This window comes from Escherichia albertii, assembly GCF_028622335.1.
GTDB classification, from domain to species: Bacteria; Pseudomonadota; Gammaproteobacteria; order Enterobacterales; family Enterobacteriaceae; genus Escherichia; species Escherichia albertii.
On sequence record NZ_CP117568.1, the window covers coordinates 287,094 to 308,914 of the forward strand.

Here is a 21,821-nt window from a genome sequence, read left to right on the forward strand (position 1 = left end):
TTCTTATTATCGGAGTGCCAATAATCCGCTCCAGAGTGGAATTTTCTGCTGGATAAAAAGCGCGTTTAGCAGGAGATACTAAAGACGCTATATTCCCGCAGCGTCAGGGAGGTGTGAGCCAGCTCACCATAAAAAACCTCTATGTTGAATAATATTTTCATCTAAGTTATCAAGATGTAATTAGGTTATTGTTCTTTTACTGTATCTACCGTTATCGGAGTGGCTATGCGAGTTGTCATACTGGGAAGTGGTGTGGTGGGCGTTGCCAGCGCCTGGTATTTAAATCAGGCCGGACATGAGGTTACCGTAATTGATCGGGAACCCGGAGCTGCTCTGGAAACCAGCGCCGCAAATGCCGGGCAAATCTCCCCCGGATATGCTGCGCCGTGGGCGGCGCCAGGTGTGCCGCTGAAAGCGATTAAATGGATGTTTCAACGTCATGCGCCGCTGGCTGTTCGTCTTGATGGCACGCAATTTCAGTTGAAATGGATGTGGCAAATGTTACGTAACTGCGATACCAGCCACTATATGGAAAACAAAGGGCGAATGGTTCGCCTGGCAGAGTACAGTCGTGATTGTCTGAAAGCGCTACGCGCTGAAACCAACATTCAGTACGAAGGACGGCAGGGCGGGACGCTGCAGCTGTTTCGTACTGAACAACAGTATGAAAATGCCACTCGCGATATCGCTGTACTGGAAGATGCCGGCGTGCCGTATAAATTACTGGAATCCAGCCGCCTGGCTGAAGTGGAACCGGCACTGGCAGAGGTCGCGCACAAACTGACGGGCGGTCTGCAACTTCCCAATGATGAAACCGGTGACTGCCAGCTCTTTACCCAGAATTTAGCGCGGATGGCGGAGCTGGCGGGGGTTAAATTCCGCTTTAATACGTCTGTGGAGCAATTGATTTGCGACGGCGAACAAATCTATGGTGTGAAGTGTGGCGATGAAGTGATTAAGGCCGATGCGTATGTGATGGCATTTGGTTCTTACTCGACGGCGATGCTCAAAGGCATTGTTGATATTCCTGTCTATCCGCTGAAAGGCTACTCCCTGACGATTCCGATTGCGGATGAAGAGGGGGCGCCAGTGTCCACCGTTCTTGATGAAACTTACAAAATCGCCATTACTCGCTTTGATAATCGCATTCGCGTCGGCGGAATGGCGGAAATCGTTGGTTTTAATACCGAATTGCTGCAACCACGCCGTGAAACGCTGGAGATGGTGGTTCGCGATCTCTATCCGCGTGGTGGTCATGTCGAACAGGCCGTCTTCTGGAGCGGTTTGCGTCCGATGACGCCAGACGGTACACCGATTGTCGGTCGTACACGCTTTAAAAATTTATGGCTGAATACGGGTCATGGCACGCTCGGCTGGACCATGGCCTGTGGTTCCGGGCAGCTATTGAGCGATTTGTTATCAGGCCGCACGCCAGCGATCCCGTATGAGGACTTAAGCGTAGCGCGCTACAGCCGCGGATTTACGCCATCACGTCCGGGCCATTTACATGGCGCGCACAGCTAAGGATGCGAGATGACCCGTCCTATACAGGCCAGCCTCGATCTGCGGGCATTAAAACAAAATCTGACCATTGTTCGCCAGGCCGCGCCGCATGCACGCGTCTGGTCGGTGGTAAAAGCCAACGCTTACGGGCACGGTATTGAGCGTATCTGGAGTGCGCTCGGGGCAACCGATGGCTTTGCATTACTTAACCTGGAAGAAGCGATAACGTTACGTGAACGCGGCTGGAAAGGGCCGATCCTGATGCTGGAGGGGTTTTTCCATGCACAGGATCTGGAAATTTATGATCAGTACAGGCTGACGACCTGCGTACACAGCAACTGGCAGCTCAAAGCACTGCAAAATGCGCGCTTAAAAGCACCGCTGGATATTTATCTTAAAGTGAACAGCGGGATGAATCGGTTGGGGTTCTCGCCCGAGCGCGTACTCACTGTCTGGCAACAACTGCGGGCGATGACGAATGTGGGGGAAATGACGCTGATGTCGCATTTTGCCGGTGCAGAGCATCCTGACGGGATTACGGACGCTATGGCGCGTATTGACCAGGCAGCGGAAGGGCTGGCGTGCCGTCGCTCGTTGTCCAACTCGGCGGCGACGTTGTGGCACCCGGAGGCACATTTTGACTGGGTTCGTCCGGGAATTATTCTTTATGGCGCGTCGCCGTCCGGTCAGTGGCGGGATATCGCCAATACCGGGTTGCGTCCGGTGATGACATTAAGCAGTGAGATCATCGGTATCCAGACGTTAAAGGCAGGGGACCAGGTGGGGTATGGCGGACGTTACACCGCACCCGATGAGCAACGAATCGGCATTGTTGCCGCCGGATACGCTGACGGTTATCCGCGCCACGCGCCAACGGGCCCCCCCGTTTTAGTGGATGGTGTGCGTACCATGACGGTGGGAACGGTATCGATGGATATGCTGGCGGTTGATTTAACACCTTGCCCGCAGGCGGGGATTGGTACGCCGGTCGAACTGTGGGGCAAAGAGATTAAAATCGATGATGTTGCCGCCGCTGCCGGAACCGTGGGGTATGAGTTGATGTGCGCACTGGCGTTACGTGTACCCGTTGTGACGGTGTAACTCATCAGTATGCCGGATACAACCCGCGTCGTATCCGGCAATACAGGCCGTAGCAAATTTAAGATTCAGCTTCTTCTTCTGCCACCCGGACGCCAATCTTTAACACTTCGTTGTCTTCTTTTTCGGCTACCGTCCAGACCATCCCGGCAAACTCTACCTGGTCGCCGACAACCGGCGCCGCGCCTAATAATTGCTGGACAATTTCTCCCAGTGTTCGTTGCTTATCGCGATACTCCAGTCCGTCTTCCAGACCATATATCAGCGCCACATCAGCATATTTCGCACTGGCTTCGAGAATGAAGTCACCAAAGAAGCGTTGATCCAGCGCGACCGGCGGCGACTGGCTGAATAGCTTACCGAGAGCAGGGAGATCGCGCTCCCGACCAATCACACACAAGACGTCGCCTTCGCGCAGACGAGTGCTGCCGCTGGGGTGAAGCAACTGATTATCACGAAACAGTGCAGCAATGCGCGTCTCTTTTGGCATATGCAGATCGCGTAGCGCCGCACCCACGCACCATTTATCGGCACTCAACTGATAAACAAACTGTTCCCACGGATTTTCTGGATGAATATCCAGGCCAACGCGCGACACCGGACGTCCCACTGGGGGAACCACTACTTTGGCTTTTTTAGCCGCCCATGAGAGCGATGTTCCTTGCAACACGAGCGAAACCAGAACCACGAAGAAGGCGACATTAAAGAACAGACGCGCATTCTCCAGACCCGCCATCATCGGGAATACGGCCAGAATAATTGGTACCGCGCCGCGCAATCCGACCCAACTGATAAATACCCGCTCACGCAGATTAAAACCGCGGAATGGTAGCAATCCGACAAATACTGAAAGGGGACGAGCAAAGAAAATCATCCATGCAGACAGAATGAGCGCCGGAAGGGCGATAGGCAGCAGATCGCTGGGGTTAACCAATAACCCCAGTACCAGGAACATGGCAATTTGCGCCAGCCACGCGAGGCCGTCGAAATTTTGCAAAATGCCATAGCGATTGCGAATCGGTCTGTTACCCAGCAGAAAACCACACAGATAAACCGCCAGAATACCGCTGCCTTCCAGCGCCGTCGTTAACGCAAAAATCAGGATACCGCCGCTTAGTGCCAGTAATGGATAGAGTCCCGCGGGAAGAGCGATACGGTTAATCATTTGCAGCAGTAAATAACCCCCACCAAGTCCGATGATAATTCCCAGACCAAATTGCTGAAGAATATCAATCACGAACATCCAGCTAATACTGCTTTCGTGATGCTGAATCATCGCAATCAGGGTTATTGTCAAGAAGACCGCCATTGGATCATTACTGCCGGACTCTATCTCCAGCGTCGAACCAACACGTTCGTTAAGTCCCTTGCCGCCGAGCAGAGAAAAGACCGCTGCGGCATCTGTGGAGCCGACAATCGCGCCGATCAATAAGCCTTCAATCACATTGAGATTAAACAGCCACGCCGCCATCATACCCGTTAAGCCGGAGGTAATAAGCACGCCGACCGTTGCCAGCGACAGCGCTGGACCTAATGCAACCCGAAAGGAGCTGGCCTGAGTACGCATCCCGCCGTCGAGCAGGATGATCGCCAGCGCCAGGTTACTCACCATATAGGCAAAGGGATAATTATCGAACGGAATACCGCCGATACCATCCACGCCCGCCAGCATGCCGATAGCCAGAAAAATGACCAGAATCGGAATGCCAAGCCGTGAAGAAAATGAACTAAGTAAAATACTGCTGGTGACAAGAATGGAGCCTAAGATGAAAAGGCTAATAATTGTTGCGGCATCCAACGGTCGGTTACTCCTGATTACGCTGTCTCGAATGTAAACCCTACCATATTCGTGGCAGAAACAGCGTTTTACTTAGCTCTGAACCGTAATTTTTTTTACACTTTAAGAACAGGATGGCCACTTATCGTCAACTGAGTACCTGCTTTAGCGTTATTCAGAATGGCATGAGCGCCTAACGGCAGTGTGACCGTGCGTTGTTCATGTCCAAAATCAAGCCCGGTAATTAATGGGATCGACAGACGAGAACGTAAAAAGGCATAGACGGATTCAAGGTTGTAACCCGCGTCATAATCATTTGGCGTACTGCCGCTGAAGCTACCGAGGATAATCGCGTTCTGGCGATGCAAAATACCGGCATGATAGAGCTGCAAAAGCATTCGTTCGACGCGGAAAGGATGCTCGTTGATATCTTCCAGCACCAGAATACCGTGCTCAATTTGCGGCATCCATGGTGTGCCGATAAGCGTATTCAGCATTGCGAGATTACCTCCCCACAATGTCCCTTCGGTCTGGCATACCGGGCCTTCTCCTTGCCATTCAATAGTGAACGTTTCATTGCGCAGCGCCAGCCAGAAATGGTGTTCGGTAAAGGTGTTCAGCTCATCCGCGCCAAAATTCGCCACCAGCATTGGTCCGCTAAAGGTGATGATATTGCCCAATGCCAGCAGACCACACTGGATCGCCGTAAAATCGCTGTGCCCACAGATGAGTAACGGATTATGTTGCTGACGGTCAATCAGCGATTGCCAGTCAATATCTGCCAGCAAGCGACTGGCGCCATAACCACCGCGTACTGCCAGCACGATAGTGTTGGGCGAAGTCAGTCTGGCAAGGGAATTAATATCTTCCAGACGCTCCGTTTCCGTACCCGCAAAGCGCTCACTGCGACGGGCGATAACCTCTACGTTATTGACCTGATGCCCCGCGTCAGTCAGGCGCTGGATAGCCCGCAACGCAGCGTGTTGTTTAATACAGTAGCCCGACGGGGCGATTAAATGAAACAGAGACATGGCAATTCCTTGCTGACAACAGAAACGAAATGTATATCATGCCGCTTAGGTATGCCGTTGTCACCTCAACGGCGATTCCAGGCTATAAGGATAGATGAAGTGAAATTGAGATGGTTTGCCTTTTTGGTTGTGCTATTAGCAGGTTGTTCATCAAAACATGACTACACAAACCCGCCGTGGAATGCAAAAGTCCCGGTACAACGCGCGATGCAGTGGATGCCAATAAGCCAGAAAGCTGGGGCTGCCTGGGGCGTCGATCCACAGTTAATTACCGCGATTATCGCCATCGAATCGGGCGGTAATCCGAACGCGGTCAGTAAGTCGAATGCCATTGGCCTGATGCAGTTGAAAGCGTCCACGTCCGGGCGCGATGTTTATCGCCGCATGGGCTGGAGTGGCGAGCCAACCACCAGCGAGCTGAAAAATCCAGAACGCAATATTTCAATGGGGGCGGCTTACCTGAACATTCTGGAAACCGGCCCGCTGGCAGGTATTGAGGATCCGAAGGTGCTGCAATATGCGCTGGTGGTGTCGTACGCCAACGGGGCTGGCGCGTTGCTACGGACTTTCTCGTCAGACAGGAAAAAGGCGATCAGTAAAATTAACGATCTGGATGCCGACGAATTCCTCGACCATGTTGCGAAAAATCACCCCGCGCCGCAGGCGCCTCGCTATATCTACAAACTTGAGCAGGCGCTGAACGCAATGTAACTCAGTTGCGCACTTTGTCTGCTTTCTCCCGGGCTTTTCGCTCGAGAGAGAAAATAATCTGCTGTAACTGCCGCTCCACCGTCGGGCTGACGTTCAGAAAACGAAAGCTCAGGCGGGGAGTGGAAATAGTCTCATTTTTGCCATCGATGATTTTGTGTTCGCTGATGGTGAGTAACTGAGCGTCAAAATGAAAGACTCCCCATTGCCCCATATCGACTTCAATCTGCGCGAAGTGCATGCCTTCGCGCAATCCAGTTGGTTTTGCTGTTTCCAGTAATGCCCCCATGCCGCCTAATGACAAATCATACAGACGAAAACGTAACGTCCTGTTATCAGGTAATCGGGTCTGACAGTAGTAGGGGGGATGGCACGGGGCGGAGATGCGGAAATATCTGCGCCGTTGCACGAACCATAAGGCGGGAGGGGGCGCGGTGATGAATGCCGGAAGCTGTAAATATTCACTCTGCTGCAATTGCTCAAGAGCAAATTCAACTTTGGCGCCCTGCGTTTCGGCGGTAATGGTGATTTGCCGCGCCTCAAGCACTGCAATGTTATCTTCATACTGGCTACCGTAATCCAGCACCAGTTTATCTGGGCTTATCGTCAGTATTTTGCTGATCAACTGACCGCCTGACCAACTGATACGTAAGGGAACTGCGGTTTTATGCAAATCGCGTAAAACGCCAAGGACTGCTAATGGATTTTGTTTCAGGAACTGCTCATGGTAATGACTCACGCGGAAAAACTCCTGACCGACAAACTGTCTTTGGTTTATCGGCAATGTTTAACAAACCTTAATACAAATGCGTGAATATTTTTTACAACTTATCGCCAATTCAGTCGTCAGCTTCCCACTATTGATCCAGCCCTTGCCTATACTTAGAGCGTTGACGTAAGTATTTCTTGCGTCCGATTCATCGAAACGAGGGCCTGAACATGGGAATTATTGCCTGGATTATTTTTGGCCTGATAGCGGGCGTTATCGCCAAGCTGATCATGCCGGGACGTGATGGTGGAGGATTTATCCTGACCTGTATTCTCGGGATAGTCGGTGCGGTCGTCGGCGGCTGGCTGGCGACCATGTTTGGCATTGGCGGTACCATCAGCGGTTTTAATTTACACAGCTTCCTGGTGGCGGTGGTCGGCGCTATCCTGGTTCTGGGGGTATTTCGCCTCCTGCGAAGAGAATAGGATTTTCATACAACGGATAGCAGCCTCGACGCCGCTATCCGTTTTCAAATCAGAATGTATATTCTACGCCTGCCCAGAAATTACGTCCTTCTTCAATGAATCCTTCACTGTAGGCATATTTGGTGTCGAACAGGTTATTGACGGATGCATTGACGCTAAAGCCGTGCCCTAATGCGTAATCGGCGCGAATATGAGTAACCGCAAAACCGGCTGCTTTTTGTGAACCGTCGCTGTTGCTGTAGCTGGAAGAACGCGCTTCTTCGGAAAGCGTTACGCTTAACGGTTCCCACGGTTTTAACGTCATCCAGGCAGTCAATGTTTGCGTTGGCAGATCGGTTATCTTGCCGATGTCTTTGCGTTTGGCATCGGCATGGATCAGGCCGTAACTGGCGCCAATATCCAGCATATTGCTGATTTTCCCTTTAATACCCGCATCCAGACCGCTGTAATCCACCGTGCCGCTGTTCTGATTCTGCACGGTATCGGCATTGATATTGTGCGAGAGGATGGCATTACTCACCCGGTTATAGTAAACGCTGACTTCAAATCCCCAGTCGGGCGTGAAGGAACCATTCCAGGTTAAATCTACGCCGCGAGCGCGTTCCGGCTTGAGTTGCGGGTTAACAATGGCTATCTGGTTATAAGCTGGTTTGGACGTGGTATAACGTTCTTTCAGCGTTGGGAAGCGTGTGCGGTCATAGTACGAGAGCGCCAGTGTGTCCTCATTTGCAAAGTGGTATTTGCCCATTACCTGCCAGTTAAAGGCGGACTGATTGTTGTCGTCATAGTGAGTGACACTGCCGTCTTTTTCATGTTTTTTCGCTTCTACGCTATCACGCCAGTCGTAGCTGATCCCGGCAACGACATCCACATTATCAGCCGCAGCCCATTGATATTCACTGGCGAGCGACCAGGTTCGGTCTTCATAGCGATCATAAGAAGCGTGCGGTGCGCCTTTTTCCCGATGCACATCATCCTTCCAGTTGACGGCAAACGACAGTAGATCGTTTTCACGCATATCGGCCGCTAACTGTAACCCTGCACCATCGCTGTAATCGGAATAGTGGCTGTAGCTGCCGCTTTTATTTTTCAGATCCGCCAGCGAGTTGTACATTATCAGCGTATTTTCAAAGGTGTCGCGATAAAGCCGACTTTTCAACGTAAAACGATCGCTGAGCTGTGTGGTTCCCTGATAGTAAAAACTTTCTTTATCGTACTCCGGCCACTGCCAGTAGCGTGATTTCTGACTGCTGGTTCCGTTATAAGGCGGGTTATCTTTTTCGCCATCCTGTTTAATATAAGTCAGCGTGTATTCGTCATTTTCGCGCGGCGTAAAGCCGAGCTTCACTATGCCGCGTTTATCATTGGCGGATGAGTTAATCATCTTGCCGTTTTTGCCTACAATATCATTATTGACGCCATGTGGCAGACCGAGGAAATCCTGTTTCAGTTGGCTGCCGCTGACTTGCAAATATCCCAGATCGCTGCTGGCGGCAAGTGAGGCGTGCATATCGTAGGCGTTGTCCTGACTACGGCTCCATCCCTGACGGTATCCCAGACTGGCTTCCAGTGGTTTAGTCGGTTTTTGCGTGGTGATGTTAATAGCCCCACCCATCTGGTTGGGGCCCTGAAGTAGCGATGAATACCCTTTGGAGACTTCGACTGCCCCCAGATTGTTGGTCAGGATCCTCGCCAGATCGAGGTTACCGTCATAGGGAACATAAATAGGTACGCCATCAAAATAAACCGGCACCTGACGGCTATCGAAACCGCGTACTTTGACTTGTTGTTCATTGCGTCCTCCCGATTTTTGCAGCACAACTCCGGGGATTACGCTTAACGCCTGGGCGACATTTTGTTTGTCCAGCGCCTTCATGGTGGGCTGATCGAGAATAGTGGTGGTCGTCGCAGACACGGGGCTGGACCATATGGTCATCGTCTCGTTTTCTTGAGCCGCAACTGCTTGCTGAGTGAGGGCGAGTGATAATGCTGTACAGAGATAACGTTTTTTAAGTCTCATAGAATAAATTCCGTTTATCAATGGGTTAAAAAGAGTCTTCGGGCTTCAGTTTGACTTTGATGTCAGCGGGGGACGCGTAATAAGGCGCAGAGGTAATAAAAAGGCGGATGCCGCAGTCGAGGTAATTTTTGAGTGTCAGTAAATTAATTCCACCGGTCAGCGCCAGCGTACAGTTCGGCGCCAGCGACGGCGCTATTTGCGCAATTTCAACGGCCTGAGCTGGACTAAATTTGTCTAGCTGAAGTACATCTGGTTGTGCGCGTAATGCAGCAAGTGCTTCCTCTGGCGTGTCGGCTTCAACAACTATTTTTTTCTCTGGCGCGTGGCGACGTAACTGGTCGATAGCGCCCGACCAGTCCTGATTATCGGCCAGAAAACGACGATGATTGGCGAACAGCAATACGGTTTCCGCGCACCCTGCGCGATGAATCAGTCCGCCAGCAGCAATGACAGCCTGTGTCGCCAGTAAACGGGTTCCGGGAATGGCTTTTCGTGTGCAGGCGATATTGCCATCAGGATAACGAGCACGCAGCTGTATCAACATTTGAGCGAGATAATCAGAAACGCCGCAACTCCACTCCAGCACGTTCTGAACGGCTTTCCATCCCTGATGAAGCGCAGCAGCGTTGCCGTGGGCATGAATTAAACGTTGACCCGCATCCGCTTGTGAACCGTCGCTGACCGCGTCATCAATGGTCAGCCCCAGCGTGGTTAACATCTTACACGCCACGGCGACTCCGCTGACACAGCCGCCCTGGCGGTGAAAAAACTCAATAGCGCCGGGCTGTTTGCCGATACCTAATGCTCGTGTGGTCAGATCTCCACCCTGGATATCTTCCAGAAGTAATGCATCAATTTGCGCTTGAGAGAGAAAAATCATCGCAGCATCTCCTGCGGCACACTGTCCCACCAAATGAGTGCCCAGTCGCGACTGGCTGGGGCGATAGTGCGGGCATCCTGTTGGTGATACCAGCGATGTAACCGCTCGCGTTCATCGTCATTGAGTGCGCCAAGACTCCAGCTAACGTTCTGCTCAAAACGCTCCCATGTGCTGTTATCCTGTTGGCAATTTTGCCCACGAATAAAATCAACATGAGCATAAATTCCCATCTGATACAGGATGTTGAGCGCAAAGATATAGTTGGGTAATTCGATCACCTCCCGACCTGCCGCCCGCTGAATGGCGGGGGAGACGAATGAGGTGCTGACAAGATGAGTGGTGTAGACGCGCAGTCGAGCCTGATTATTGAGTTTGGTCATTGCCTGGCGCATATCGGCTACCAGTGTGGAACGCGAGGCCACGGCAATATCGCAGCGTGGCAGGTCGCTCCAGCTCTCTTCCCAGGCGCGTTGAACCCAGTGCACATTGTCAGCCTTCAACGCGGCAGCGCGGCGTGCGGCAACGTTCAGCATTCCCTGACTGTAATCAACGCCGTAAACCGTCGTGAGTTTGTCTGCCAGCGCCAGTGATACGGTGCCCGGCCCACAGCCCATATCAAATAGTGACTCTGCGCCTTGTAGATCAATTTTGGCGACCAGTTGTTGTAAATAGCTGTCTGTTGGCGAGGCACAATTCTCGGCCATTTTCTCTGCCCGTTGATCCCAGTGATCCGGCGTCTTTTCTGTGCGGTGGGCCAGTTTGAGTTGCTGAAGATAAAGGTCTGCAAAATCAATATCGTCAATGAGCATGATTTTTCCTTAGTGTTTAATTGCAGATAGGTGATGGTGAATTTGGTCGGCAGAAACCCGGTACAGCGTTGCCAGTTTGTCTGTTGTCAGTTGCTCAGTTGGTAAGCCTTGAGAAACATGACCATCTGTTTCAATTCGGATAACGCTATCCGCAATGGCGTTGGCATGCAGAGGGTGATGGGTCGACATTAACATGGTCATGCCGCCGCTTTTTAGCTGGGTCAGCGTGTCCAGTAGTTGTATCTGATGACCGAAATCGAGGCTGGATGCGGGTTCATCCAGTAACAATAAGCGAGGCTGTTGGACCAACGCGCGGGCGATCAACGCTAACTGACGCTCACCGCCGCTAAGGGTATTCCAACGTCTTGCCGCCAGATGCGAAATCCCCATTTTGTCCAGTTGCTCAGTGGCAATCACTCGTTCCCGCTTCCCGGGAACAGCAAAAGCGCCCATGGCTGGCGCCAGTCCCATCAGCACCATATCCAGAACGCTAAAGGCAAAAATACCATCCTGGGCTTGAGGCACCCAGGCAATGGACTGCGCGCGCTGGCGAGGGTTCATTTTCTGAATGGATATGCCATCCAACAAAATCTCGCCGCTTAACAAAGGGATAGCACCAAGAATGGTGCGCATCAGCGTTGTTTTCCCGCAACCATTGGCACCTAACAGACAGCAAATTGATCCCTGTGACAAGCTGAAAGAAATACCGTGTAGTACCGGTTGACGGAAATAACCCAGCGAGGCGTGACGGACGGTAAGCAAAGTCACTGGCGACCTCCGCGTAGCAACAGAAGCAGAAAAAAGGGGGCGCCCACAAAAGCCGTCAGAATGCCAAGTGGGATTTCGGTTGTCCCGATACTCCGTGCGAGTGTGTCGGTGAGCAGGAGCAGTATCGCGCCAGTCCCCATCGCGACAGGCAGAAGCTGCTGGTGGTTGTGTCCGATCAACAAGCGAGCAATATGCGGAACGACCAGACCGACCCAACCGATGATCCCCGCAATCGCGACCGTACTGGCAGTAATCAACGTGGCGCAAATAATCAATGCTAAGCGCAGGCGTAGTACATTCAGGCCCAGCGACCTGGCTTCATCGTCGGAAAGCGTGAGTAAATTCATGCGCCAGCGGAGGAAAAGCAGGGGCAGAGTTCCCGCCAGGATGAGCGGTGCCGCATAGCAGAGATCACGTAGAGTCACGGTAGACAACCCGCCCAGTAACCAGAACGTAATTGAAGGCAGTTGGGTATAGGGATCGGCTAACGTTTTAATCAGCGAAATGCCGGCACCGCATAATGTCCCCAGAGCAATGCCGACCAGCACCAGGGTTAATACCGGATCGTGGCGAGTAACCCGACGTGTAATCAACCAGACACCCGCGACCACCAACAGACCGCCGCAAAATGCATATAGCTGGATGTAAACCGTGGGCTGGCCGAACAGTATTGCCGCGCAGGCGCCCAGCCCCGCCCCGGCAGAAACTCCCAGAATATCCGGTGACACTAAGGGATTACGAAACATTCCCTGATAGGTCGTTCCGGCCCCAGCCAGTGCAGCACCCAGCAACAGGGCAGCCAGAATGCGTGGAACGCGGATCTGCCAGAAAACGATTTGCTCGCGCAACGGCACATCGCTATGACGGAGAATGACCGCCAGCAGTTGCTGTAGATCAAGATGATAAGCGCCGCTGGCGGCGGCGAAAATAATGCTCGTGATAGCCAGAAGCAAAAGCAAAACAGATCTGGTTGCGGTTCTCATCAGCTTGCCACCATTTTTTGATAGTTGGTGTCACTGAGAGTGCAATGCCAGAACAGTCTGGCGTAATGTTGCATGTCATTTTTAAACTGGCTGTTAACTGCGGGATCAAGCCAGGCATGGAGCCTGCGCAATCCCAAAAGACGGTTGATACCCGGTGGGGCGTCCAGCCAGCCGAAAGGTAACCCGCTTAGAAACAGGATCCTTTTTTCTACAACCGCCTTTACTCCCTGCCAGAGCGGATCGTTACGGATAAAGTCAGCGGTGACGCTATCCTGAACCAGAATAATGTCCGGTTGCCAGCGTAGCAGATTCTCCATGGAAACCTGTGTCAGTCCGTGGCGATCGGCTATTTGCGCCACATTGTGTAAGCCTAATAATTCTGCCGCTTCGGTATGCAATGATCCTTGCAGGCCGGTCTCCAGACCTCGCGCACCGCGTGCGGCGTAAAAGCGAATATGAGCGGCTGGCGAAGCGGCGAATGCTTGCGCATCACTCACAAAACGACGGGCAAGATCGGCTTGTTCAGCGGCGCGCTTTTCTTCGCCTAACATTTTTCCAAGCGTCTCTATCTGTTCTGCTGACTGTTCCAGTTTACCGCTGAGCAATAACCAGGGGATTTGCGTCTGTTCACTCATCTGGCGAGCCTGGGATACCCAGGTTTCGTCGGTATTGCCGCAATCAATTATTAAATCGGGACGTAACGCCATAAGTCCTTCCAGTGAGAGCGTGCTGGCACGTCCGGCGAGCCGCCCGAGTTTAGGCAACTGGCGAATGGCGTCAGGCAATGGAATTGATGCCTGGCGGGCAAAATCAAAAGAGGAAAAACCAACCAGTTTTTCTGGTGCGACAGTCAGCAACAGCAGATCGGCGGGCGCGCCAGCACTGACAATGCGCGTAATGGTTTTTGCTTCAGGAAGCGTCAGCGAAGCCCAAAATTTAACAGATTGTGCAAAGGACGGTAGAGGGTGTAGAAGCAAAGTGGACGCAAGAGCCTGCGCAAATGTCCGTCTGGTTAGTGACATAGGTAACATCCTGAAAAGCAAAATCGCTATATATTTACATATACAGCGTAAAAAATCATGTCCCATATCAAAGTTTATCTAATGAAAACATAGCGATGTCACAGCTTCAGAAAGGTCGATAAAACTGTCGGCAATAACCATGGGGATAAATATATTTAAATAAATTAATAATTCATGGCTGAATAATGTTTTTTTATCTCTTGCTGTTACGTGATATTGAAGTTATCTGTTTTTATAATGAGCGATTTTTGATATCTCACAGAGAAGAATATCAGCATCCTCCCGTTTCATCGTAGTGAATATACTGTTAACGGAGGTGAAAAGAATGCGGAGGGTTATTCAAAGCCTATGTTGTAGCCGTACAGACTCACCACTTGCGGATAGTAAGCAACATAATAGAAAATTTCAACGACAAGATTTTGAGCATTTTAAGAAAGACATTATTAGCGTCATCAACAACAATGAAAACATTTATTGTCTGAGGGATGGGAATTTACTGGGTGTGTTTATCAAAACATGCAGCAAAAGTGACGATAATAGCTACAAAAACATGATGTTTACTCTTTTTTTTGATAGTGATGTGTATGGTAACCGAATTATTAAAGCATCGCCGAACGACGATGAGTTGCAACTATTAAGTGCAGGGTGTAGTAACGATAATATTCTCCATTTTATCAATGCATTTCTCGTTCAGGTCAAATTCCCTGTGATTGGGCGAGTGAAACCAGAACTATTGCCGAAAAACGAACTTTCTCAAGGGATAAGTTCGTTGCGATGGACAACGACAGGGCTTGCTGCAAGCCAATTGTTCCAACAGCGGCAATTTGGGAAGCAACAACAGCAGGAAGGAAGTACAGAATATAATACACAACATCCTGATGAACATATCACGCTTGCACCTCCTGTTCGTTGTGTCGAAACCTTGCATCATCAACGACTCTTACCGCTTCGGAGTTGGCTAAACGATTTCCTTAGCGAAATAACCCACTTTCCTGAAACAACGAAAGAATCGTTTTTTCATCATTGCCTCATTATATTTAGGGTAGTTCAAAAAATAGATGTGTTGGGCTGTAGTCATTTACTGACTAACAGCGACCATAATAGCGAAATTGGGTTATCTTCGCTAATTGATTACCTGGAGTTGATAAGCCCTTATTCCAGATTAACCCAAAGCCCTACGCGGGCGATTCAACAATTATCTGAAGATGAATGGACTGACTTTTTCTGTTGGTTGCTAAATTCTTTGGCGTGTCTGGATTATGTCATTATTAATTTAACACCAGAAACCAAAAAGATGTTAATGAACGATCATAGTAATAATATTCAGGAAGCGATCGATGCTTTGTATAGCCAACGCAGATGTAAAACAACGACACAGTATAATGAAACTTTTACTCGAAGAAATGATGCTATCTTCGGCAATCATGTGTGGCAGACTTTTGGCCAATTTTTCCCGCCGGGAGTTGAAAAACCCTCCGTGTAGAAAAAGGGGAGAGGCCGTCGTATTCATCCTGATAACATCATCCAGAGGTATGACGTTATCAGGAGAAAAGACCGTTAATGTGCGGATCTTGCCGCTTTAGTTGTGGACTGTTGTGTTGATTCATGGAGCGGTCTTGCCGGAACATTGTCACACGGTTGCTCTTTTGGGCAGATCAAATCCAGCATTTTCAGCGTCACACCGTTGGTCCAGCCAAAACCATCCTGCAATGGATATTCACCGCCGCCACCACCTGTTCCGGTGGTACTGACATCATATTTCTCCACCAGTTTTTTCTCCCGATCATAAGTGTGCTGAACATTGCTCAGAAAACGCCAGCTAATGTCCATTGCTACCTCTTTCTGTCCATAGTTTTGCAATCCTTCTGTGGCAACCCATTGCAACGGTGCCCAGCCATTTGGCGCATCCCATTGCTGTCCACTTTTCACCGACGTGGTGTTCAGTCCACCGGGTTGCAGCAGATGCGTCCTGGTTGCGGTTGCCATTTTGTCGGCACGATCTTTTGCCGCGACATTGACATAAAGCGGGAACAGAGCGGCGGCGGTTAATTGATTGCGAACTTTATTACTCTTCAGATCGTAATCGGCATACCAGCCTTGTTGGGCGTTCCACAGATATTTTTCGATCCCTTTCTGGCGGGCATGAGCGAGAGTGTCATACTGGCTGGCTAGCGCGCTATCTCCGGCAGCTTTGCTGGCGCGGGCAAGGATTTTCTCCATTTTATACATCAGACTATTGAGATCGACGGGTACGATGCTGGTGGTGCGTAAAGTATTTAGCTGCTGCGGATTGTCCATCCAGCGAGAACTGAAATCCCAGCCAGATGCGGCAGCAGAGCGCAGGTCACGGTAGATTTCCGGGGCAGGGCGGTTCGGATTACTTTTGGCTGTGGCAATATCTTCTACCCATGACTCTGGACGCGGTGTATCACGATCATCCCAGTAGCGGTTAAGGATGGTGCCGTCTTTAAGTTTTACCGCCCGTTTTTCCTGTTGTCCGGCTTGCAGGTCTTCAATACCGTCCATCCACCAGGCATACTCTTTTTGCAGTTGCGGCAGATATTGTTTTAATACAGTGTCACCGTCATGTTGTGCCAGTAACTCCACCATCAGCGCAAAGAACGGTGGTTGTGAACGGCTCAAATAGTAGCTACGGTTGCCGTTTGGAATGTGCCCATACGTATCAATTTCATAACCGAAATTCGCCACCATGTCGGCCACTTTATCCCAGTGGCCGCTTTCGGCAAGGCCCAGCATGGTGAAGTAACTGTCCCAGTAATACACTTCCCGAAAACGACCTCCCGGCACGACATAGGGGTGTGGCAACGGTAGAAGAGAATCCCATTTGTCGGTATTTTCGGTTGAATGAGTTAACACCGACCATAATCCATTGATGTGTGCACGTAATGATTGTCCTTTCGGGGGAACATATTTTTCCCCTTCTTTTGGCAGGGTGAAGTTGACGTTAACGAAATGGCGTAGATCAAATCCGCTTTGATTTTGCTGCATCCGATAATCGGCGAGGATCATTAACGGATCGCTGTTTGGCACGGCGTCGGCAAACGTTTTTTGATCGGGAAAAAGTTTGGCGTTTTGCACATCATTAAACAGCGGTCCCAACAAAATATCAGGAGGTTGCGGGGTAACTGCAATTTCTTCTGCCTGCGCCGGGAACGCAGATAAACATAATAAAATGCTGGCAGAAATTAACGCTATTTTTTGTGGGTGAGGAGGGGCAAGTGCGTGCATCAATCATTTCTCCTTTGGCGATACCGAACAAAACGGTATTCAAGCATCAGAAAACCTTAGTTCAGGATCGCCGTAAGAGCATGATTGAAAGCTTATTCTGCGAACTGGCAGACAAATCTGATCGAGAAACCGATTTAACGCTGATGCCTGAATTGTTGCGCTTTTACATCCAGTGTTAATGTCTCTTCCGGTTGTATCTCGCCTGGTTTCCTGTGCATGGCCTGGCAACGATTTTGAGCTTTATAGCGTCATCGAGAATCTTGCGCTGAGTAGCGATAACGGGCGCATTCGTGTCAGTGATTTGCCTGAACATCTGTTTACCGAGCAGGCGACAGAGGATGTCAGCGCGACACACCTTTCCACCAGTCTGTCATTTGCGGAAATCGAAAAGGAGGCGATTATTAACGCAGCACAGGTCACAGGCGGTCGTATTCAGGAAATGTCGGCTTTACTTGAGATCGGCCGTACGACCCTGTGGCGAAAAATGAAGCAGCACGGCATTGATGTCAGTCAGTTTAAGCGAAGGAGATAGCGGGGGAGTCATTACCCTCTAACTATAACAGGGTAATAAATGCCGTCTTTTACTGAATGTCAGAACTGCATAATGCATTGTTATCGCTACAAAAAAGCCATTATGTGCAGTACACATAATGGCTAATGAATAGCGATATTCCCGAGATAACGGGCGGCTATTAGACGTTGAACAGGAAGTTCATTACATCGCCGTCTTTTACGATGTACTCTTTACCTTCTGCCCGCATTTTGCCTGCTTCTTTCGCGCCTTGTTCACCTTTGTAAGTGATGAAATCTTCAAACGAGATGGTTTGTGCGCGGATAAAGCCTTTTTCAAAATCGGTGTGGATTTTGCCAGCAGCCTGCGGTGCGGTTGCGCCAACCGGAATAGTCCATGCACGTACTTCTTTCACCCCAGCAGTGAAGTAGGTCTGCAGGTTCAGTAGTTTATAACCGGCACGAATCACGCGGTTCAGCCCCGGCTCTTCCAATCCCAGCTCTTGCATAAACTCTTCGCGTTCTTCGTCGTCCAGTTCAGCAATGTCTGCTTCAACCGCAGCACAAACCGGAACGACAACGGAACCTTCTTTCGCAGCGATTTCACGTACCTGATCGAGATACGGGTTGTTTTCAAAACCGTCTTCGTTGACGTTGGCGATGTACATCGTTGGTTTCAGCGTCAGGAAGCTCAAATAACGAATAGCCGCTTTTTCTTCTGCGCTTAAATCCAGTGCGCGCAACATGCCTGCGTTTTCCAGTTGCGGCAGGCATTTTTCCAGTACCGCCAGTTCGGCTTTCGCGTCTTTATCGCCGCCTTTGGCTTTCTTCTGTACGCGGTGAATCGCGCGTTCACAGGTGTCGAGATCCGCCAGTGCCAGCTCGGTATTGATAACTTCAATATCATCTGCCGGATTAACTTTGCCGGAAACGTGAATGATGTTGTCATTTTCAAAGCAGCGAACAACGTGACCGATCGCTTCGGTTTCACGAATGTTTGTCAGGAACTGGTTACCCAGACCTTCACCTTTCGAGGCGCCTTTTACCAGACCGGCGATATCGACAAATTCCATGGTAGTGGGAAGCGTACGCTGCGGTTTTACGATTTCAGCCAGTTGATCCAGGCGTGGGTCGGGCATTGGCACGACGCCTGTGTTCGGCTCGATAGTGCAGAATGGAAAGTTGGCCGCTTCAATACCGGCTTTGGTCAGCGCGTTGAACAGGGTGGATTTCCCGACGTTGGGCAAACCGACGATACCGCATTTGAATCCCATGATTTAAATCACCTTAATATCTTAATAATCAACCTGTTATTGTAAACAGATTGCAGAAATGGAAATAACTTTGCCTATTATACACGGCACTCGGCAAAAATGCCGCAGACAACGACTTATTGCGCCTTAAAGGCGTGCAATCGGTTCGTTGCTTTGGTCAAACCCTCTGTAAACCACATTTCGGTACAACGTGCCGCTTCGTCGATGGCTTCATCAATTAACTTCTGTTCACTAACAGGCGGTTTGCCCAGGACAAAACCGACAACTTTGTTTTTATCGCCCGGATGACCAATTCCGATGCGTAAACGGTGAAAGTTAGGGTTATTACCCAATTTACTGATGATGTCCTTCAGTCCATTGTGACCACCATGGCCGCCGCCCAATTTAAATTTGGCAACGCCAGGGGGCAAATCCAGTTCGTCGTGCGCAACCAAAATTTCATCCGGGTTGATACGGAAGAAACTGGCCATCGCAGTGACGGCTTTGCCGCTGAGATTCATAAATGTGGTCGGAACTAACAGGCGGACATCTTCACCTCCGAGAGTGACTCGTGAGGTATAACCGAAGAATTTAGCTTCTTCCCGTAAGGGGGCGCGTAAGCGCTCTGCCAGTAAGTCAACGAACCAGGCGCCAGCATTATGTCGCGTTGCGGCGTATTCAGCGCCGGGGTTCGCCAGTCCGACAATCAATTTAATCGTCACGTTTTTTGTCCTGAGTGAGTACATAACTGGCGCGTAGTTTACTGGTTGTGGCCCCGCTTGACAAAAAACAGCGAGTTAAACGCAGATAACGAAATAATTGCTTTTATAGATTATTAGAAAGTCAGGGTGTTCAGACAGTTATTTGTAAAGTTTTGTTGAAATAAGGGTTGTAATTGTGATCACGAGCGCACATAAGCCTCAGAGGGTTGCCTATACTTTACTCATAAGGATGAGGGGGAAGTCCCTGTTACAACCCAGAAAGTTCCGGAGGTGACATATGAAACGCAAAAACGCTTCGCTGCTCGGTAACGTGCTTATGGGGTTGGGTCTGGTGGTCATGGTGGTCGGTGTGGGATATTCAATTCTCAACCAGCTACCGCAGTTTAATATGCCACAGTATTTTGCACATGGCGCAGTGCTGAGTATTTTCGTCGGTGCCATTCTCTGGCTGGCGGGTGCCCGTGTCGGTGGGCATGAACAGGTGTGCGATCGTTACTGGTGGGTTCGCCACTATGACAAACGTTGCCGCCGTAGTGACAATCGCCGTCATAGTTAGCAAGTAATGCAGTTTTCTGACCAGTCAGTTTGCGCTGACTGGTCAACTTCATACCTTTTTACAAATCAGCCATTGCCGCACTGCGATTCGGGAAGAATGTCAGACGTCCCGGAATCGGTTGAATACCGGCGCGAGCCATTGTACGCAGCGGCTGGAATTCTACATTACAAACGCGTAGTTCACATCCTTGCGGCAGGCGTTTCACAAAGCGCTGGAACGCATCAAGTCCCCCGGCATCCAGAACCGGCACCGCATCCCATTTCAAAATAACAACGCGCTTACCTTCAATGCGAGATTCTAAGTCAGTGAATAAACCTTCAGCCGCAGCGAAAAACAGCGGACCGATAACGCGCAATACCAGCACATCATCAGGAACATCTGCAGCTATCGGCGCCAGGCGCGTCATGCGGGCGATGCGGCGCATAAACAACAGCGATGCCAGAACAATTCCCACGCTGATAGCGATAACCATATCAAACAGCACGGTTAACGACATACATAACAGCATGACGATAATGTCATCTTTCGGTGCATGGCGTAGCAAATCGATCACTTTATGCGCTTCACTCATATTCCACGCTACCATCAACAGCAGGGCAGCCATTGCAGAAAGTGGTAGCCAGGAGAGCAGCGGAGCCAGTACCAGCAGGGCGAGAATAACCAGAATAGAGTGAATCACCGCCGAGATTGGCGAGGTCGCACCGGCGCGAACGTTAGCGGCAGAACGAGCGATTGCAGCAGTAGCGGTGATGCCGCCAAAGAACGGGGCGATAATATTCCCCAGTCCCTGACCGACCAGTTCGCTGTTCGCTTTGTGCTTAGTTCCGGTCATACCATCCAGTACCACGGCGCAGAGCAGAGATTCGATCGCTCCGAGCATTGCCATGGAAAATGCCGCAGGCAGCAGAGTACGAATGGAGTTCCAGCTTAGCGTGAATTCTGAATTAGGGAGGTCCCACGGCAGTACCAGTTGTGGCAGTAGTTGCGGGATCCCGTTACCCTGGGAACCATCGGCCAGTACGTAGTGGAATTGTGAACCGATAGTGGCAACGTGTCCGCCAAGTAGATTAACAATCCCCATGACCGCGCAACCCGCCAGCAATGCCGGAAGATGGCCCGGTAAACGAATGCCCAGGCGCGGCCAGAAAACCAGAACCCCAAGCGTTACGACCCCAATGGCCGCATCGCCCACGTTAATGGTCGGTAGCGCCATAAATAATGCCCCGACTTTCTGGAGATAATGTTCCGGGACATGGGCCATTTGCAGACCGAGAAAATCTTTAATCTGCATAGTACCGATGGTGATCCCGATACCCGAGGTGAAACCTAAGGTGACGGAAACCGGAATATACTCAATCAGGCGACCGAAGCGTGCCAGCCCCATCAGAATCAAAAAGATCCCTGACAGTAACGTCGCAACCAGGAGTCCTGCCAGGCCAAACTGTTGCGAAACGGGATAGAGAATGACCACAAATGCCGCAGTCGGACCGGAGACGCTAAAGCGCGACCCGCCTGTCAGAGCAATAACAATCCCCGCAACAGCGGCGGTATATAAACCGTACTGCGGAGCAACGCCACTGCCAATTGCCAACGCCATTGCCAGCGGGATAGCAATAATCCCGACGGTTATCCCGGCTATCAGGTCACGGGTAAAGCGTGCAGCGGTATATTTTTCTTTCCAGCAAGCGTCGATGAGAGCGCGGAAAGGCATCACATGTGGAGAGAATATTTTGTTCAC

General features: G+C 50.6%; 20 protein-coding genes and 1 pseudogene. 8 read left to right on the top strand and 13 right to left on the bottom strand.

Features of this window, described 5'->3' with window-relative positions; all coding sequences use genetic code 11:
- Nucleotides 1–225 precede the first annotated feature (225 nt).
- Together dadA and dadX are read left to right on the top strand one after the other, a co-directional pair.
- Nucleotides 226–1,524 (top strand): D-amino acid dehydrogenase, encoded by a 1,299-nt coding sequence (gene dadA / locus PS053_RS01410; RefSeq protein WP_001266890.1) that lies wholly within the window; start codon nucleotides 226–228, stop codon nucleotides 1,522–1,524.
- A 9-nt stretch (nucleotides 1,525–1,533) separates the two neighbouring features.
- Complete coding sequence (gene dadX / locus PS053_RS01415) at nucleotides 1,534–2,604, top strand: catabolic alanine racemase DadX (RefSeq protein WP_256879167.1); 1,071 nt, start codon at nucleotides 1,534–1,536, stop codon at nucleotides 2,602–2,604.
- Nucleotides 2,605–2,662: 58 nt separating this feature from the next.
- Here dadX and PS053_RS01420 read toward each other — a convergent pair whose 3' ends face one another.
- Nucleotides 2,663–4,399, bottom strand: coding sequence for a potassium/proton antiporter (locus PS053_RS01420; RefSeq protein WP_000338384.1), 1,737 nt, complete (start codon nucleotides 4,397–4,399; stop codon nucleotides 2,663–2,665).
- Between the two features lie 95 nt (nucleotides 4,400–4,494).
- Nucleotides 4,495–5,409, bottom strand: a complete 915-nt coding sequence (ldcA, locus tag PS053_RS01425; RefSeq protein WP_000051544.1) for a muramoyltetrapeptide carboxypeptidase — start codon at nucleotides 5,407–5,409, stop codon at nucleotides 4,495–4,497.
- Between the two features lie 99 nt (nucleotides 5,410–5,508).
- Between ldcA and emtA the strand changes: the two genes are divergently transcribed.
- The gene (emtA, locus tag PS053_RS01430; protein ID WP_002462038.1) at nucleotides 5,509–6,120 is read left to right on the top strand and encodes a membrane-bound lytic murein transglycosylase EmtA; all 612 of its coding nucleotides are present in this window, start codon (nucleotides 5,509–5,511) and stop codon (nucleotides 6,118–6,120) included.
- Nucleotide 6,121: 1 nt separating this feature from the next.
- On the opposite strand, the gene ycgR is transcribed toward emtA, so the two are convergent.
- Nucleotides 6,122–6,856 carry a flagellar brake protein YcgR gene (gene ycgR, locus PS053_RS01435; protein ID WP_059239232.1) on the bottom strand — a complete coding sequence of 245 codons (735 nt, stop codon included), beginning with the start codon at nucleotides 6,854–6,856 and terminating at the stop codon, nucleotides 6,122–6,124.
- A 200-nt stretch (nucleotides 6,857–7,056) separates the two neighbouring features.
- On the opposite strand from ycgR, the gene PS053_RS01440 reads away from it, so the two are divergent.
- Complete coding sequence (locus PS053_RS01440; RefSeq protein ID WP_000511318.1) at nucleotides 7,057–7,311, top strand: GlsB/YeaQ/YmgE family stress response membrane protein; 255 nt, start codon at nucleotides 7,057–7,059, stop codon at nucleotides 7,309–7,311.
- A gap of 49 nt (nucleotides 7,312–7,360) precedes the next feature.
- Here the strand turns inward: PS053_RS01440 and PS053_RS01445 are convergent, their stop codons facing one another.
- The 6 genes from PS053_RS01445 to PS053_RS01470 are packed head-to-tail and all read right to left on the bottom strand — an operon-like array spanning nucleotide 7,361 to nucleotide 13,793.
- On the bottom strand, nucleotides 7,361–9,331 hold the full coding sequence (locus PS053_RS01445; RefSeq protein ID WP_256879166.1) for a TonB-dependent receptor plug domain-containing protein: 1,971 nt from the start codon (nucleotides 9,329–9,331) through the stop codon (nucleotides 7,361–7,363).
- A gap of 25 nt (nucleotides 9,332–9,356) precedes the next feature.
- Nucleotides 9,357–10,211, bottom strand: coding sequence for a ModD protein (gene modD / locus PS053_RS01450; protein ID WP_000576811.1), 855 nt, complete (start codon nucleotides 10,209–10,211; stop codon nucleotides 9,357–9,359).
- Nucleotides 10,208–11,020 carry a class I SAM-dependent methyltransferase gene (locus PS053_RS01455; protein WP_000904005.1) on the bottom strand — a complete coding sequence of 271 codons (813 nt, stop codon included), beginning with the start codon at nucleotides 11,018–11,020 and terminating at the stop codon, nucleotides 10,208–10,210. Before PS053_RS01455 ends, modD begins: the two co-directional genes overlap by 4 nt.
- A gap of 9 nt (nucleotides 11,021–11,029) precedes the next feature.
- Nucleotides 11,030–11,788, bottom strand: coding sequence for an ABC transporter ATP-binding protein (locus PS053_RS01460; RefSeq protein ID WP_059235795.1), 759 nt, complete (start codon nucleotides 11,786–11,788; stop codon nucleotides 11,030–11,032).
- Nucleotides 11,785–12,771, bottom strand: a complete 987-nt coding sequence (locus PS053_RS01465) for a FecCD family ABC transporter permease (protein ID WP_001258316.1) — start codon at nucleotides 12,769–12,771, stop codon at nucleotides 11,785–11,787. The genes PS053_RS01460 and PS053_RS01465 overlap by 4 nt, the downstream gene beginning before the upstream one ends.
- Complete coding sequence (locus PS053_RS01470; RefSeq protein ID WP_059235793.1) at nucleotides 12,771–13,793, bottom strand: iron ABC transporter substrate-binding protein; 1,023 nt, start codon at nucleotides 13,791–13,793, stop codon at nucleotides 12,771–12,773. The genes PS053_RS01465 and PS053_RS01470 overlap by 1 nt, the downstream gene beginning before the upstream one ends.
- Before the next feature lie 1,081 nt (nucleotides 13,794–14,874).
- Between PS053_RS01470 and PS053_RS23055 the strand changes: the two genes are divergently transcribed.
- Nucleotides 14,875–15,276, top strand: a complete 402-nt coding sequence (locus PS053_RS23055; RefSeq protein WP_306294497.1) for a hypothetical protein — start codon at nucleotides 14,875–14,877, stop codon at nucleotides 15,274–15,276.
- Nucleotides 15,277–15,350: 74 nt separating this feature from the next.
- On the opposite strand, the gene PS053_RS01480 is transcribed toward PS053_RS23055, so the two are convergent.
- On the bottom strand, nucleotides 15,351–17,042 hold the full coding sequence (locus PS053_RS01480) for an alpha,alpha-trehalase (protein ID WP_000543066.1): 1,692 nt from the start codon (nucleotides 17,040–17,042) through the stop codon (nucleotides 15,351–15,353).
- Between PS053_RS01480 and PS053_RS01485 the strand changes: the two genes are divergently transcribed.
- Together PS053_RS01485 and PS053_RS01490 are read left to right on the top strand one after the other, a co-directional pair.
- Nucleotides 17,033–17,221, top strand: a complete 189-nt coding sequence (locus tag PS053_RS01485) for a hypothetical protein (RefSeq protein ID WP_072243487.1) — start codon at nucleotides 17,033–17,035, stop codon at nucleotides 17,219–17,221. The two genes, PS053_RS01480 and PS053_RS01485, sit on opposite strands and share 10 nt — an antisense overlap.
- A gap of 14 nt (nucleotides 17,222–17,235) precedes the next feature.
- A pseudogene (locus PS053_RS01490) lies at nucleotides 17,236–17,574 on the top strand (helix-turn-helix domain-containing protein); the annotation flags it as partial.
- A gap of 160 nt (nucleotides 17,575–17,734) precedes the next feature.
- On the opposite strand, the gene ychF reads toward PS053_RS01490, so the two are convergent.
- Nucleotides 17,735–18,826 carry a redox-regulated ATPase YchF gene (gene ychF, locus PS053_RS01495; RefSeq protein ID WP_000505869.1) on the bottom strand — a complete coding sequence of 364 codons (1,092 nt, stop codon included), beginning with the start codon at nucleotides 18,824–18,826 and terminating at the stop codon, nucleotides 17,735–17,737.
- Nucleotides 18,827–18,942: 116 nt separating this feature from the next.
- On the bottom strand, nucleotides 18,943–19,527 hold the full coding sequence (gene pth / locus PS053_RS01500; RefSeq protein WP_085456167.1) for an aminoacyl-tRNA hydrolase: 585 nt from the start codon (nucleotides 19,525–19,527) through the stop codon (nucleotides 18,943–18,945).
- Between the two features lie 277 nt (nucleotides 19,528–19,804).
- Here pth and ychH point away from each other — a divergent pair, with 277 nt between their 5' ends.
- Nucleotides 19,805–20,083, top strand: coding sequence for a stress-induced protein YchH (gene ychH / locus PS053_RS01505; RefSeq protein ID WP_000823885.1), 279 nt, complete (start codon nucleotides 19,805–19,807; stop codon nucleotides 20,081–20,083).
- A gap of 58 nt (nucleotides 20,084–20,141) precedes the next feature.
- Here the strand turns inward: ychH and dauA are convergent, their stop codons facing one another.
- Nucleotides 20,142–21,821, bottom strand: coding sequence for a C4-dicarboxylic acid transporter DauA (gene dauA, locus PS053_RS01510; protein WP_072243827.1), 1,680 nt, complete (start codon nucleotides 21,819–21,821; stop codon nucleotides 20,142–20,144).

What these genes read in the sequence shown, in the direction of transcription:
- dadA (WP_001266890.1), top strand. Translation starts at nt 226, where the DNA reads ATGCGAGTTGTCATACTGGGAAGTGGTGTGGTGGGCGTTGCCAGCGCC.
- dadX (WP_256879167.1), top strand. Translation starts at nt 1,534, where the DNA reads ATGACCCGTCCTATACAGGCCAGCCTCGATCTGCGGGCATTAAAACAA.
- ldcA (WP_000051544.1), bottom strand. Translation starts at nt 5,409, where the DNA reads ATGTCTCTGTTTCATTTAATCGCCCCGTCGGGCTACTGTATTAAACAA.
- PS053_RS01440 (WP_000511318.1), top strand. Translation starts at nt 7,057, where the DNA reads ATGGGAATTATTGCCTGGATTATTTTTGGCCTGATAGCGGGCGTTATC.
- PS053_RS01445 (WP_256879166.1), bottom strand. Translation starts at nt 9,331, where the DNA reads ATGAGACTTAAAAAACGTTATCTCTGTACAGCATTATCACTCGCCCTC.
- modD (WP_000576811.1), bottom strand. Translation starts at nt 10,211, where the DNA reads ATGATTTTTCTCTCTCAAGCGCAAATTGATGCATTACTTCTGGAAGAT.
- PS053_RS01455 (WP_000904005.1), bottom strand. Translation starts at nt 11,020, where the DNA reads ATGCTCATTGACGATATTGATTTTGCAGACCTTTATCTTCAGCAACTC.
- PS053_RS01465 (WP_001258316.1), bottom strand. Translation starts at nt 12,771, where the DNA reads ATGAGAACCGCAACCAGATCTGTTTTGCTTTTGCTTCTGGCTATCACG.
- PS053_RS01470 (WP_059235793.1), bottom strand. Translation starts at nt 13,793, where the DNA reads ATGTCACTAACCAGACGGACATTTGCGCAGGCTCTTGCGTCCACTTTG.
- PS053_RS01480 (WP_000543066.1), bottom strand. Translation starts at nt 17,042, where the DNA reads ATGCACGCACTTGCCCCTCCTCACCCACAAAAAATAGCGTTAATTTCT.
- ychF (WP_000505869.1), bottom strand. Translation starts at nt 18,826, where the DNA reads ATGGGATTCAAATGCGGTATCGTCGGTTTGCCCAACGTCGGGAAATCC.
- ychH (WP_000823885.1), top strand. Translation starts at nt 19,805, where the DNA reads ATGAAACGCAAAAACGCTTCGCTGCTCGGTAACGTGCTTATGGGGTTG.